Annotated in this window: 13 protein-coding genes; 2 read left to right on the top strand and 11 right to left on the bottom strand. The window is 35.9% G+C overall.

Annotated elements, in window-relative coordinates; translation table 11 throughout:
• Positions 1 to 12 precede the first annotated feature (12 nt).
• From RG47T_RS08965 to RG47T_RS08925, 9 genes are all read right to left on the bottom strand, one after another.
• Positions 13 to 804 (bottom strand): WecB/TagA/CpsF family glycosyltransferase, encoded by a 792-nt coding sequence (locus tag RG47T_RS08965; protein WP_074489100.1) that lies wholly within the window; start codon positions 802 to 804, stop codon positions 13 to 15.
• Positions 805 to 1,084: 280 nt separating this feature from the next.
• Positions 1,085 to 1,624, bottom strand: coding sequence for an acyltransferase (locus RG47T_RS08960; RefSeq protein WP_074489099.1), 540 nt, complete (start codon positions 1,622 to 1,624; stop codon positions 1,085 to 1,087).
• A complete protein-coding gene (locus RG47T_RS08955) occupies positions 1,624 to 2,727 on the bottom strand; it encodes a glycosyltransferase family 4 protein (RefSeq protein WP_074489098.1) in 1,104 nt (367 codons plus the stop codon). The genes RG47T_RS08960 and RG47T_RS08955 overlap by 1 nt, the downstream gene beginning before the upstream one ends.
• Positions 2,724 to 3,248: a serine acetyltransferase gene (locus tag RG47T_RS08950; RefSeq protein WP_074489097.1), complete on the bottom strand. Its 525-nt coding sequence runs from the start codon at positions 3,246 to 3,248 to the stop codon at positions 2,724 to 2,726. Before RG47T_RS08950 ends, RG47T_RS08955 begins: the two co-directional genes overlap by 4 nt.
• 15 nt (positions 3,249 to 3,263) lie before the next feature.
• The gene (locus RG47T_RS08945; protein ID WP_074489096.1) at positions 3,264 to 4,268 is read right to left on the bottom strand and encodes a glycosyltransferase; all 1,005 of its coding nucleotides are present in this window, start codon (positions 4,266 to 4,268) and stop codon (positions 3,264 to 3,266) included.
• Between the two features lies 1 nt (position 4,269).
• The gene (locus RG47T_RS08940) at positions 4,270 to 5,742 is read right to left on the bottom strand and encodes an MATE family efflux transporter (protein ID WP_074489095.1); all 1,473 of its coding nucleotides are present in this window, start codon (positions 5,740 to 5,742) and stop codon (positions 4,270 to 4,272) included.
• Positions 5,723 to 6,922, bottom strand: coding sequence for an O-antigen ligase family protein (locus RG47T_RS08935; protein WP_171972501.1), 1,200 nt, complete (start codon positions 6,920 to 6,922; stop codon positions 5,723 to 5,725). The genes RG47T_RS08940 and RG47T_RS08935 overlap by 20 nt, the downstream gene beginning before the upstream one ends.
• A gap of 181 nt (positions 6,923 to 7,103) precedes the next feature.
• Positions 7,104 to 9,536, bottom strand: coding sequence for a GumC family protein (locus tag RG47T_RS08930; RefSeq protein ID WP_074489093.1), 2,433 nt, complete (start codon positions 9,534 to 9,536; stop codon positions 7,104 to 7,106).
• A 2-nt stretch (positions 9,537 to 9,538) separates the two neighbouring features.
• Entirely contained in the window at positions 9,539 to 10,333 is a 795-nt protein-coding gene (locus RG47T_RS08925; protein ID WP_074489092.1) for a polysaccharide biosynthesis/export family protein, read from the bottom strand.
• Between the two features lie 475 nt (positions 10,334 to 10,808).
• Between RG47T_RS08925 and RG47T_RS08920 the strand changes: the two genes are divergently transcribed.
• Positions 10,809 to 12,095: a right-handed parallel beta-helix repeat-containing protein gene (locus tag RG47T_RS08920; protein ID WP_139235768.1), complete on the top strand. Its 1,287-nt coding sequence runs from the start codon at positions 10,809 to 10,811 to the stop codon at positions 12,093 to 12,095.
• A 4-nt stretch (positions 12,096 to 12,099) separates the two neighbouring features.
• Here RG47T_RS08920 and RG47T_RS08915 read toward each other — a convergent pair whose 3' ends face one another.
• Positions 12,100 to 12,561, bottom strand: coding sequence for a BLUF domain-containing protein (locus RG47T_RS08915; RefSeq protein WP_074489090.1), 462 nt, complete (start codon positions 12,559 to 12,561; stop codon positions 12,100 to 12,102).
• Between the two features lie 524 nt (positions 12,562 to 13,085).
• Between RG47T_RS08915 and RG47T_RS08910 the strand changes: the two genes are divergently transcribed.
• Positions 13,086 to 13,862: a WecB/TagA/CpsF family glycosyltransferase gene (locus tag RG47T_RS08910; RefSeq protein WP_074489089.1), complete on the top strand. Its 777-nt coding sequence runs from the start codon at positions 13,086 to 13,088 to the stop codon at positions 13,860 to 13,862.
• Positions 13,863 to 13,954: 92 nt separating this feature from the next.
• Here the strand turns inward: RG47T_RS08910 and RG47T_RS08905 are convergent, their stop codons facing one another.
• On the bottom strand, positions 13,955 to 14,260 hold the full coding sequence (locus RG47T_RS08905; protein ID WP_074489088.1) for a hypothetical protein: 306 nt from the start codon (positions 14,258 to 14,260) through the stop codon (positions 13,955 to 13,957).
• Positions 14,261 to 14,669 lie beyond the last annotated feature (409 nt).

The following is a 14,669-nucleotide window of genomic DNA, read 5'->3' as shown; positions in this document are numbered from 1 at the left end:
AAATCATTAAGATCAGGCAGCTGACCTTAATGATTTAATGTTGTAAACAGGTTCTACAATTGGCTTTGCGAATATCTGTTTTAGTTTCTCTTTTAATATTAAACCGGCAAATATAGGCCCGAAATACAGGTATCTTTTCCATAAACGCTTAGGCTCAGATATTAACCGGCCCAGCCACTCCAAGCCAAATTTTATCCATAGTTTGTTTGGGCGTTTAACAGTGCCTGCATAGAAATCAAACACTGCACCGATAGAACAAATTAACTTAGTGTCCAATGCCCATTTATTTTTAGTTGCCCATATTTCTTGTTTAGGGGCTGTCATGCCCACAAATAATACATCTGGTCTGAAAGCATTTACGGCATCTAATATTTTGTGATTATCAATTACACTAAATTCCTTTTTAAATGGCGGCGAATATGTTTCCACTTTAATATTGGGATATTCAATTGCAATTCTGGCCTTAATTTTTTCTAATGTTTGAGGAGTAGCCCCGAGATAAAAACATTTACCGCTTTTTTCATTCAATGACTCCAGTAAATATTGATGAAGATCTGCACCTGCAATTTTTTTAATTGTTTTACCTGTTAGAAATCGAGCTGCCTTAACTACACCAACTCCGTCTGGTAATAAAACATCAGATTTTTGTAATGAATCTTTAAAATCCGAATCTTGGTCTGCAATACAATATGAATATTGATTGATAGTATTAACCAAAAGTTTGGGTTTAATTGGAAGTTGGTTTAGCGTTTCTGAGTATAAATGATAACCCGAAAAGTTATCATATTTATTATTTTGAGACATTTTGTATTAGCGTTTTTTATAAAAAATACGATTGACTTAATTATAAATCAATAAATTAATATTGGCAGTTAATCACGAATTATGCCACAAAAAATCAAAAATTAACTATAGAATAATAAAAACACTATGGAGAAATATTTATAACTCAATATTACTTTATGTAGATAAAATATTCCTAATAAGAATAAAAAAGACCTTTTTAGTCATTTTATTAAATTTCACAGCATACATAATGTTGTGTATTCTGAACACTATGGGTATAATTGAAACCTCCTAATGATTATGCCTTAAGCATACTTAGATGAAGTTCTAATTCTTGCTTTGAGGCAAAGCGGTCTTTAATTTTTTTTGCGGGTACACCGCCATATATGGAATAGGGCTCTACATCTTTGGTAACTACAGATCCGGCTGCAATGATGCTGCCTGTATGTATGGTTACACCACTTAAAATAGTGCAGCCATAACTTACCCATACATCGTCTTCAATAACGGTTACACTGTTTAGCCCTAACCAGTTGTAATCCTTATCTCGTATTTGCGAGGCCAGGCGGATAGGCACCCCGGGCTGTAAATAATGATGATCATACCGGCCAACCAACGCCACACGGTTTCCCCATAATACGTTATCGCCAATAATGGCATCACTTTCTATAAATGAATCGCGGCCAATGTAGAAGTTTTTGCCGATAGATATCGTTTTTTTACCCCATATCCTTACACGGGTGCCGCTGTAAAAACCGGGGCCTATCTTATATTTACGGTAAACTACTTTCCTGAGAAATTCGTTTCTAAGCTTTTTTAATATGTTGATTACCGACATTATAAATTTATTACTTTTTCAATTGTTGCAGCTAATTCAACGCATACCTGGCGCTTGCTAAATAAGTTTCCCTTAATCATGTTGTTGGCCTTCATTTCTGTTATCAGCGCAGTTGATTGTAGCAGGTTATTAACCTTATTTGCAAGGTTTGTACTATTCTCCGGCTCGGTCCAGAGGCAATTTTCTGGTTCTGTTAAATAATCTACAGCTGCACGGGTTGGGGTAGTAACAATACACATACCAGCTGCTACGGCATTAAATAATGCCATCGGAAAGCCCTCCGGAAAGTAAGTTGGGAATACAAGGATATCGCTATTCGCATAAAAAGGTATCACATCCTGTTCGGGAATAAAGCCGGTAAAAATAACCTGATTAGTTATTCCCAGTTCAATTGTAAGTTGTTGGATGCTTTCTAGTTCGGTGCCATCACCCACTATGATTAATTTAACATCATGCTGTTGTTTTATTTGGGGGAAAGCCTTTATTACATCGAAAATACCCTTCTGCTTGATAACCCGGCCTACAAAAAGCAAAATTTTATGATGATCTGGAATCTTATACTGTTTCCTAAAAGCATCGTCGGCCTTAAATTGAGTAATACGTACAATATTTTTGGTAACAAATACTTTTGCTGCAGGCAAATAATCAGCCTCGGTGATTTTTTTCCGTTCTTCTGTAGAAAGGAAGAGCCATGCCGAAACATGTTTTTTAAGAAATGGGAGTACAATTTTACTGATCAATGGGTTTTTACTTTCAAACACATCAATGTCCGATCCATGAGATTTGATGATGAAGCTAACCGGGTGACGGTAAAAAGTTTTGAATAACGAAATGGTAATAAAATCGCGGATACCAGCCAGTACCTCTAATCTCGAATTAAAGTAAATAACATCGGGTTTAAAAAAGCGGGCTAATTTGATGAGGTTAAAAGCATTTTGAAATATAACACGCATACGGCCTGTATTTGACCTAACGCCATCTTTGGCCGCATAAAAAAATTTATTGCAAGTGTAGCCTCGCTCTTGTAGTCCTTCCATTTCGTCCAGCGCAATTTCTACGTGGTGACGTGTGGGCATACTAAATAATATTCTTGGCTTGCTCATAATGTATCGGGATTAATATCTTTTCGCGGCCTAGCTACGCCCGGATTCCCGGTTACAGTGCTATGAGGCGGAACGTCTTTAACAACAATAGCCCCGCTGCCAATAAGTACCTGATCATTAATAGTAACAGGGCCGATAATACAAACGTTACTACCAATATCTACATAATTGCCAATAACCGGCGAACTGCTATAGCCACCGTTTGCCAATTGTTTATTGCCAATAGTGGTAGATTGCCTAAGCGTGCAGTTATGACCAATAACAACCTGATTACTGATTACCAATGCCTGCCCATGAAACAAGCTTAAATTTTTACCGATCTTCACATTCCATGGAATTTCGGTACTGAAAAACCATTCAACCAATATTTTATAAAACAGGAGATAAATAAACCCTAGGTAGTAATAAATTTTGCGGGTAGAACAGAAGTTGGCCATGCGGAAAAACAGCAATATTATTCTGCCCTTTGCATTACCTTTATTGACGTGCCAGTCCTGAAATATAAATTCAAAAAAGTTCATGTATCCTGGATTGTTTTAAACGTTTTTCTGCAATGATTTTTTAGTCCTTTTCACCACCTCGGCATCAGTAAGTATACCGTACCAGTACATTAACCGGGTGTATAGGCTGGGGGAATAATGAAATATTTTCAATGCATATCTGTGTTTGGCTGTCAAGATGTTACTGTTGATGATAGACTTGTAATTATCTAAATTTTTTACCACCGTGTGGTACTCTTTAGGATAATCATCTTTTCCGGCAAGCAGCAGTAAATTAAGCAGCGAGATATTGGATACAATATCGAATACCTGTGCATCTAAAAGGCATTTTGGATTGCTATCCGATACCAGTTTAACCATGGCAGCCGATACCTTAATGGTTTCTATATATTTTGGATTAAAGGCGCTCATGCTGGCCGAGTTATCGCTGAGAATGTAATTATACATAATTGCATTTTGCAGCACAGTTTTTTGTGCCCTCAAGAATGCCTTGCAGGTATATAAAATATCTTCGTAAATGTTCCCTTCAAACTTAATTTCACGCGCTATGGATGTTTTGTAAATCTTATTATTGGCACTACGATCCAGGTCACCTTTTAAACAGGCCGACAGAGCATCATCATGATTTAGGATAATAACTTTTTCATCTTCATCCGGGGTAACAGTTTTATTTGGGAAAATAACACGTAACCTGCATACCGATATATCCGCATTGTACGATAAGGCATTATTCATCAACAGCTGGTACATGTTGGGTTCTATGGTATCATCACTATCTACAAAGCCAATATAGTAGCCTGTCGCGTGGTTAATGCCTGTATTTCTGGCAGCAGAAACACCGCCATTTTCCTGGTTAATTACTATAACGCGGTTATCTTGCTGCTCGTAAGCAATACATATCTCTCCACTTTTATCGGTAGATCCATCATTTACCAGTATGAGTTCGAAATCTGTAAAAGTTTGATTAAGTACAGATTGAATACAAGCATTGATCTGTGCCTCCTTGTTATACACAGGGATAATGATTGATAATGCAGCCATACTAAATGGTAGGTTTTTTAAGGGTAAGCAGATTAAAGGAAGATTTCCTTTTTTTGAAAAGCACTACAGACACCGCGACTAAAAATATCCCTCCAGAAAATAAAATAAACAGCACAACCGGATTTGTACTGATAGTGAAATGATGATAGGCCAACACAATTAATAACAAGCCGCTGTAAAATAACAGGCAGTGTTTAATGGTTGTAATCTTTTTTCTAATCAATAGTATATCCTGTAAAATATGGAAAACTAAAAAGGAGAAGAAAACCGAATAGTTAATTACTGCAAGCTCGCGGATAAAATATAATCCGGCGAAACACCCAACTACGTTTACACCCAGACTAATGATGTTAAACCACATATCCAGTTTCTCTAAGCCAATGGCCACTATTAAGTTGGCTTGTAATAGAACGGTAGGCAGTATTAAAAAAGTAAGAAACATTTGTTGTGTACACAAAACGGAGCCGGGATAACCCTTACCAAAAGCTAATGGCAATATCCACCCCGAAAAAGAGTACATGAACAGGTAAGATACAATAGCGAATAACGTATAAATGAAAAATACAGTTCGATAAAGCCGGGTTAAAGCAGCATGATTCCCCTCGTTAAAATGCTTAATAAACTGTGGGTAAATGGTTGACGATGCCACAATGGGTAATATCAATAATACAGAGAAAATACGGAATGCAATCTCGTAGTCGGCAACGCTGCTTAGCGCAAGCGTTTTAGATATAATGATGTTCCCCATTTTCCAGTAGATGATGGAGATACTGCCTATAATAATGAATTGCCAATTTTTAATGATTAGCAGTTTTAAGTCTTCGATAGATATTTTAGCCCGCCAAAGAAATTTGATATTGATGCTGTTTGATGACCCTAGTTTAATAAACAAACCCAGCGTAAGCACCCTGGCTACAATCATAATAACCGATAAAATAACTACAGAAAATGGATGGACAAACAGTAAACAGCCCGAAACGAGTTTTAAAAATCCATCTATTACCAATATAGCAGCAGTTTTGCGTTGCTGGTTTTCCGCAATGTTAAGGCTCCTGATGGCGTTGATGAGGTTATCAAAAATAATATTTGTACCCAGTATAATGCATAAAAATCTGATTTGTACATCAGCGTAAACCACGAAGGCAAATATCAGATTGACAACATAAAACAACAGCCCCAGGCCAATCTGCGTTTTTAAAAACTTACCCGTAAAAGTGAGTTTATCATCCTCCAATACATACTGGCGAATAAACCACTGCCCCAAACCCATAGATGAAAAGGCCGCAACAATTTGGTATACCGAAGTAGAAACTAAAAACCTGGCAAATTCTCCGGAGCTATACTTACGTGCTACAATGGCAAAAAACGCGCATATAAACAGGATTTGCAAAATATTGGATACAATGCCCCAGGCACTGTTTTTAACCAGTGATGACTGCAATAACTTTGTCTGTTTAATCTTCGACCAATTCATTAGCATCATTATTTACGGGATAGGCTACAATGAGCACCACCATACTGGCCACCATAATGAGCAGCCTATTATCAAAAATTGAGTATACGGTATTAAAAGCCACCAGGAAACTAATGAGAGAGGCCATAAAAAGAGCTACCCGTTTGTCGTATACATTTCTTATAAATAGCAATAAGCCTTTAATCAGCGGCACTAGTAAAAATAAGAGGAATATGGCAAAGCCAATAAAGCCCAGTTCGACCATGATTTTCAAATAGCCGTTTTCCGGCTGATCAAAGTAAACCAGCTGGCCATCTTCAATCTCCAGGTATTGATCCTGGTTGTGCCTAATCACAAAACTCTGATAATTATTTGCCCCAATACCGAGGTAGGGGTGCTGCTTTGAAATATCAAAAGCCTCTTTCCAGATATTCTGACGGAATGTTAGATCATCAGAAATATTTTTTGCCCGGTCAAACACGCCGGTATGTATAGAGATAAGTGTAAAGGCAAAATAAGAAAGCACCAGGAAAATTAAACCATAAATCCTGTAATTTTTGGCAGCCATAAAAAACACCAACAGTAGGCCAATTGCAAAACCACCAAATGCGGCCCTGCTGCCGGCCATGTTCATACCAATAATGGCCAGCACAAAAAAAGTATAATTTATAATGATGTTTTTTCGGGTTGCACCTTTCTCAATATATAAAAACAAAAAGCTCCCCATAGCCAGAAACTGACCGTGCGCCTGGGCATCATAAAAGATGCCCGGATACCTGATAAGGTGAAAAATAGGGTCGAATGTATTAGGGGATAAACCAGGGTAAAACGTAAACTTTAGCCCAACCACCCGCTGAATGCATAAGAAAACGATGGCAACCATATAACTCACCTTTAAAGCCTTGATTGCTTTTAAATGGAATGTCCCGTCTTTGTAACACTCCGTCATAAAAAAACGGGCGAAAATAAAAATGGGCAAAGCTTTAATGAGGCTAAGCCATGTTTTGCCCGGAAACTCTGAGGATAACCCACCTAAAAGAATGATAATACCTAACAACACAAAAAGCATAAAATAGAAATTGTTCCTACTTTTTATATTGATGGTAATGAAATCTTTGAAAAGAAATATAAAGCTGTAAAAGCAAATGGCATCAAATGTTTTAAAGCCTCCAAATGCTTCAGGAGTTATCTTTATATCCATTAAAGGCAATAGAGATAAAATAAAAATTATACAAGACTGTACCGTGTTGCCCTTGTAAAATATATTTAATACAAACAGGAGCAATGTTATACCCGGAATAATAACGATTAATTTATCCAGCATGTTAAATGATACTCAGGATCGATGTTTCTTAATAACGTGGTACAGTTTTTAAGCAGTTTTAAAACCTGCTTAAAAACTGTTTCCAAGCCATGTTAAACTGTGGTTTAGCCGGATCGGGGTTATAATAGCTATTGTCATAATTATAGCCATAACCATATTTGTTTTTCTTGATGCCATTAAAAACGATTTGCATATTGGGCAGTTTTTCAGTTTGCTCAATTTCGCTGATAAAATCCAGTTCGTTTTTTCCGGTATAACCCTGCCTGATGATGTACAGAGATACGTCGGCAAGTTTGGCAATAATCATGGCGTCTGTTACCAGGTGCAGGGGAGGAGTGTCAATAATAATATCGTCATACCTGTCTTTCAATTCTGATATCAGTTCAACCAATCGCTCGTGTTCCAATAATTCAGATGGATCAGTTGGAATCTGTCCACACCCAATTACATCCAAGTTGGCTATTTTTCCTGATGGATTAATGATAGCATCTACAGAAATGTTTGATGAAAGGAATTCACTAATACCCGGATTACTGTTAGATAAGTTAAAAATCTTCAGGATCTTCGGTTTACGCAAATCCATTTCCATGATTACCGTTTTTCTACCGGTTGCTGCCAGCGATACCGCCAAATTTACACTTACAAAACTCTTTCCTTCTTTAGAAACACTTGAGGTGAGTAATGTAACCCGGCCTTCTACATTTAAATCATGGTTGCTTACCACATTTAATGAAGCTTTAGGCATGTTTGAAAGAGATATTGGGCTTGCATTCTGATTGGTATGCGCATAGTGTAAATTAGTACGTAATGCCCTGAACTGCTCGCCAATTAAGTGATGTTTATTGGTAACAACAATTACATCATCGTTCAAATCTTCATAAGATATTTCACCTAAAACCGGGATGTTTAATGCGTTTTCAATATCTCTTCTCTCGGTGATCTTATTGGTAAAGGAGTTTCTGAAATAGATAACCATAAAGGGTAAACCCAAGCCGCAGAGCAAAGCAATAGCAAATACAAAAGACTTTTTAGGCCAGGTAATATCGCCCACGTTGGCAGCATCAACTATGCGCGCATCAACAAATGTTGAAGCATAGCTTAGCGCAAGCTCTTCGCGCTTTTGTAGCAGGTAAACATACAGGTTCTCCTTGATTGATTGCTGACGTTTCATGTCAACAAACTGGCGCTCCTGTCCCGGGATGTCTTTAATAGATGATTCGGACTTGCTGTTAAATGACTGCAGTTCTTTTTTCGAACTTAATAAAGAGGCTTTAATACCCTGAACAGTTTGTTTAATAGATGCTTTAGTAAGCGCTATTTGTTTGTTAATAGGCTCAAACATGGGGTTACCTTCGGGGGTAGTTGCAAGCAAAGCACTTCTTTTCAATTGCAGATCTGATAGCTTTTCGATCAAACTATTTAATGCAGGGTCTGTAATACCGATGGTTGCAGGCGCCGTACCAGTTTCGGAATTTGAATTAACATACCGCTCAATACCATTAATTACATTAAGCTGTACGTTAACTTCATTTAGCTTAATACCGTTATTTTGCACGTTTTCCAGATATACCTGCGATTGTGATGATATGTCTGTTATACCCTGGCTGCTCCGGTATCCCTCCACATTTTTTTCTGCATGGCTTAATTCCCCGGTAAGGGATGCTAAACGATGATCGATAAAATCAATGGTAGATTTAGTGGTGCGTTTTTCTTCTAACAAGGCTGCCTGATTGTAAGCAGTAATCAGGTTATCTAAAAAGTCTACACCTCTCTTAGGTACTTCGTCAGTTACAAACAGGCCAATTGTAGGGGCCAGTTTATCTAATAAGTGAGCATCAACAGTTTTAACATAATTGTTGCTTACCATTTCGGGCTCGTTAAGATCAATATTTATGGTAGAACCAATATATTGATCAATGAAACCGGTCGGCTTTAATAACCAGGTACCAAAACCATTTTTTATTGGCGTATTAAAAGCGGCTGACTGTTTTTGGCCACTTACATTATCAAATACAAACGTGTTTTTGTCTTTAATAACAATGCTAATCTTTTTACCCGTTAACGAACCTGTTTTTTGAACAAGTAAAAATTTAACCGGGCTTGTTTCATATAAATCCTGCGTTTTAAAATCGACTCCTGATTTATAATTAACCCATAACTGCAGGTTATTTACAACTTGTTTAACCAGGTTTTTGGATTTCAGTATTTCAATCTCGGTCTCTGCGTTTTTAGGAGAGCTGGTTTGATCCAGTTCCGGTAAAGCAGATTTTTCTTGCTGCGGAGATTTTTTTTCATCCTTAACAAGTATGGTGGCACTAATTTCATAAACCGGATTGACGTTGTGTAAATAAATATAAGCACCTGTAAGTGCTACAATCAATCCTAAAGCAAATAGCGGCCAGTGATATACGTATTTAGTTAAAACAACCCGCAGATCAGTAAACTGATGGCCCGCGGTTGTTTTAACATTTGTAGATTGCCTGCTATTCATAATTAATTACGGAATAATGAGATAGAAATCGCAATTAATGACAAGGCAGAAATGATCAAACTTGCATTACGAAATCCGGTGTCAACCGTAGCCAGTTTAAGTTTGCTGGGTTGCACAAATATTAAATCGTTACTTTTTAAATAAAAGTAAGGCGATTCGAAAATCTTTTTAGAGGTAAGGTCAATAGGTATGTATTGTCTTTTACCTTCAATTTCTCTTACTAAAATAACGTCTTCGCGTTTACCTGTAATATTCAAATCTCCGGCTAAGCTTAAAGCCTCGGTTACGGTAAGCCTTTCACTTGCACTGGTATAAATATTGGGGCGCAATACATCGCCTAAAACAGCAACTTTAAAGTTCACCATCCTTACAGATACGGTGGGCTTACTTAAATAAGCCTGTAATTGTTGTTGTAGTTGTACCGATAGTTGTGAAGTTGTAAGGCCCGAAACTTTAACAATACCAAGTAATGGTAAATTAACTTCTCCTTTTTGGTCAACAATATAACCGTAAGTGGGGCTGCTTGAATTGGTACCGGCAGACTGTGTATTGTTGCTGAAAACAGCAGCAGCTTCGGGGTTTAAACTGCTTACGTTGATAGCCAGTTGATCTGTAGGTTGTATAGTTGGTATAGTGTAGTTATTAAGGTCTTCAGTTGTAATATCAGTCCTGCTTAGATCCTGAAAGTAAGGGATCTTTTTGTATGATGAACATGAAGTTACAAATGTTAAAACAGCTAATAAAGCAAAAGGGAGCAGTGTGCTTTTGTACGCACTTGGTTTAGTTAATAGTTTCATTGATTGTTTGGTTAAGCGTTTACAGATAAGTTAAAAATCACAAAACAATGTGATTGGGTAATAATTTGGAGCTTGGAGGCGTTGTTTTTTACACAGAAGTTATCATATTTGACTTTCTAATAAAAAAATAAGTTTTAAGTTATAGTATTATTTACGCAGGCTAGTCAACATCCATGCCAAATAAGTTTCAGAGCATGCTTAGAATTATTTATTATTATAAATATTACGTAAAGCATAACACTTATTAACCTATAAGAAATACTTATTATTTTATTTATCAGAGAGTTAGCTTTTACTTGAATATCAGAGATTTAATTATTGAAAAATGTCGTTAACCATAAAGAAATTTAATAATAAGTATATAAAAATTCTCTGCAAGAAACTAAAAAGCCTTTTTTTTGCAATTGACTCAAAAAGAAAGCATAATTCGGGTATTTATTACAGTCGTTTTGCAATTCTAATTGTGTTTACATTGATGAGTTTATGCGGATATGCAACCAATTACTACGTTAGCGAGAAAAGTAATAACAATAAACCTAACGGTTTAAGTACAGCTAAAGCATTTAAAAACATCCAGGATGCTGCCCATTTAACCAAGCCCGGGGATACTGTATTTGTAATGAACGGCAATTATACCAATGCCTGCCCTGCATGTAATGTATTTGATGTAACAAAGAGCGGCAGCAAATCAAAATATATAGTTTTTATTAATTACCCAAATCAGCACCCTAAACTTAATTTTAACGGTTGGGCCGGTATTGCTATTAATAGTGGCGTTAGTTATGTTAAGGTGGTAGGTTTTGAGGTAACCGGCAATAATGCTAAGGTTACTTTGGCAAAAGCATTGGTTCAGCCTCAAAGTTGCGCCAATAAAAAGGGCACATTTGATCCGCAATACAATGGTAATGGAATTACTATTAACGGATTAGGTAAAAAACATGCACACCATATTGTAATAGCAAACAACATTGTTCATGATTGTGGTGGGGGAGGAATAGGAGCATCGCATGCTGACTACATTACAATTTCTGGCAATACGGTATATAATACCAGCTGGTATACTGTATTTGGCACCAGTGGAATTGCACTTTACCAATTCTGGAATTATGATAACTCGAGCGGTTATCATAACGTGATTAGCGGCAACAAGTGTTATAATAATAAATCCCTGGTGCCATGGATTAAACAGTGTATTGTTACTGATGGAAACGGAATTATCATTGATGATTTCCGGAGCAAACAAAACGGATCTAAACTGGGCGATTACAATGGCCGGACTTTAATTGAAAATAATATATGCTGGTATAACGGTGGCACAGGTATCCATACCTTTCAAAGCGACCATATTGATATTATTAATAATACAGCATACTGTAATTCACAAACGAAAGAATTAAACGCAGGCCAAATACTTTCGGGCTTGGGTAACGATAACAGAATTATCAATAACATCCTCGTTTCTGATTCAGAAAATGTAATTAACTCCAACTATACCAATACCAATTTAACTTACGAGAATAACCTGCATTATAACATAACGTACCCTGATAAAGCCATAATTGCGGTTTCATCTGCTACTTGCCTTAATAACGTGAATCCGTCCTTTGTATATCCTGCAAATAATTTAAAAGCAGACTTCAGGATCCAAAAGGGCAGCCCTGCAATTCATCGCGGAAATACTGTTGTATATAGTACTAGCGATTATGAAGGAAATAAACGCGCTCAAGGCCACACAGCTGATATCGGGGCTTATGAAAATTGAATAATTACAAATTGTGCGTATTTTTATCTGTATGGATTTCATAGAATGACTTTAAATAGTTAAGGGGGATATTGAAATCTTTAGATTTTGTCTTGATTAAAGAAAAATCGTCCAGATCAAAATAGCCAACCGTTTCAATAAACTCGTTCTCAGTTATTGACTTAAAGCCCATAAGCCAGGATGAAAAATTTCTCTTTTCTAACTCACACTCATTCATGAGCAGAATATTACAATGCCGTGCGTCATTTTTAATCATATTAAAGACAATTTGCACTTCATCCCGGCTTCCTTCCAGTACCTGTATAAAACGCCCTCCGGTTTTACTAAACTGCCCTTCAATATAAAGCAACATCCCAGTTATTTCGTGACGCTCATTCCATTGGTTAGATTCGTTAATAATTAGTTTCAGGTCGTCATTGTCCATAAGCTTTGCAGCCTTGCTAATATAAATTAGGTTGTAAAGCATAGTTGAGGGTTTAACATAATATACAGTTAAGCATAACTTGTGTTTTATGTACAATAACTATTGGCCTGTAAGCCACTATTTATTTCAGATCGAACTGTAGTAAAAACTATCCGTATTAAAACAACGAGGTAATATGGTACAATGAATATTAAGAATAAATAGGTTGATGAGGTAAAATATCTTTTATACCGCTAGTGTAATTAAGTATGTATTTTAAATAATAAAGATTAAATGGTGGCGACCAATTAATACATGATATTCATTAGTTTTGTGTGAGTTGCGCCATCGGCATTGCCTAATAATAAGTTGTTTACATCTTTTATTATAAAATAAGCTAAATAGATATTTTTGCGGTTAAGGAACTAAAAATCTACTCCTTTTTAAAGTAAAATATTATTTATTTGGTAAATAAGCCTATTTTGAAAGAATTATTTAGTTTGTGGCACAATTAATGCCAACCAAAACAATAGTTTTACCTAAATAGATCTATGATCACTATTCTACTTTACTAATTACTTATAAAAATGCTATTAAATAACCAGTATAGCTTTACAGACTATCCAGTATTCACCAAAGAACTGAATGACCTGTCATCATCAATATTAAAGAAAGAATCTTCTATTTTAGTTAATACTTTAAATCAATATTCTTATTGCATTGCAAATGTTGATAGTGAATTTAAAGAATCATTACAAAAATCTGATATATTACTGGCAGACGGGATCGGTGTTGTGGCTGCATCACGTTTACTTACTGGCAAAAAAATCACAAAAATTGCAGGTGCAGATCTGCATCAATTTTTGTTAAACGATCTGAATAGAAACTCGGGAAGTTGTTTTTATTTAGGAGCATCACAAGAAACACTAACTAAAATAAAAGATAAGTTAGCCGTAGAATATCCGAATATTAAAGTTGGCTTTTTTGCACCTCCATTTAAAGAGCAATTTAGCGATGAGGATAACTCTGCAATGGTTAGTGCAGTTAATACTTTTAACCCAGATGTTTTATTTGTTGGAATGACTGCGCCCAAGCAAGAGAAGTGGGCATATAAACATAAACCGCAATTAAATGCTAACATTATCTGCACCATTGGTGCGGTATTCGACTTTTATGCAGGTACTGTAAAAAGACCAAACAAAATTTGGATTAATATGGGCTTAGAATGGTTTGTTAGATTAGTTCATGAACCTAAGCGTTTATGGAAACGATATCTCTACTTTGGCCCAATATTCGTAGCATTAATTTTAACCCAAGTAATTAAGCGGCAGTCAAATAAAAAACTGATGGCTAACGTATGCTAGCAATAAAAATTTATTGTAGGCTCCGACAGTAATTTTACTGTTAAACAGCTATGTCTAGTATATTGAAAACTGCCGAATTCAATTAATCGGGGTTATTCTACAGTAATTGTGTCCTCGGGCGTTAAAAACGTTTTACCGGTTTTCATGGCATTAAGTTGATGCTCTAAAGTTTGAATCATAAAATCATCCTGAACATTAGAAATATAATTGGCATTAGCTATGCTTTCTACTTCGAAGGCAATTAACGCAAATCCACAACCAGGAATATTAGTTTTTATATAATCAGCCAGCTGCCGCATTTTTTCACCATTAATTTTTGTAGTTTTTTTAGAACTCCCAGTCATTTTTAAAAATTTAATGCCCTCTATAGTTGTCTCCAAAGACCTTTTATTAAACATAACGCGTTGATGTTAGATGTTCTTCTACGAAAAAGACAATCTAAAGTTTCGTTAAACAAAGGAATTACAAGGTTTCTGCCGGTTTTTTTAACAATTATAATATAACTTCTTCTCTTTTAGAGTATTATAAATTTAATTAACTATATAGAAACTTTAAGTTTTTGATATTTACTTTAAATTAATTCTTTGGGTTATAAAAAAATCCATTCAAACTTTTTCATGATTCACTTACAATTATTAAACTAACTGACCTACAATAAGAAAAGAAATTTACACAGGTGATTAAATTTTAAGGGTTGCAATATAATGACGCAACATATTCTTTACTTAAAAGAAATAGTTAATTAACAGAAAAAATGCAACAAATTAACCATAATGCCGTAAGCTATATGTGTAATAGCTTTGGAGA

The organism is Mucilaginibacter polytrichastri (assembly GCF_001911425.1).
Classification (GTDB): Bacteria; Bacteroidota; Bacteroidia; order Sphingobacteriales; family Sphingobacteriaceae; genus Mucilaginibacter; species Mucilaginibacter polytrichastri.
Note: the sequence above shows the minus strand (reverse complement) of the source record. Positions and strands in the feature narration are given on the sequence as shown.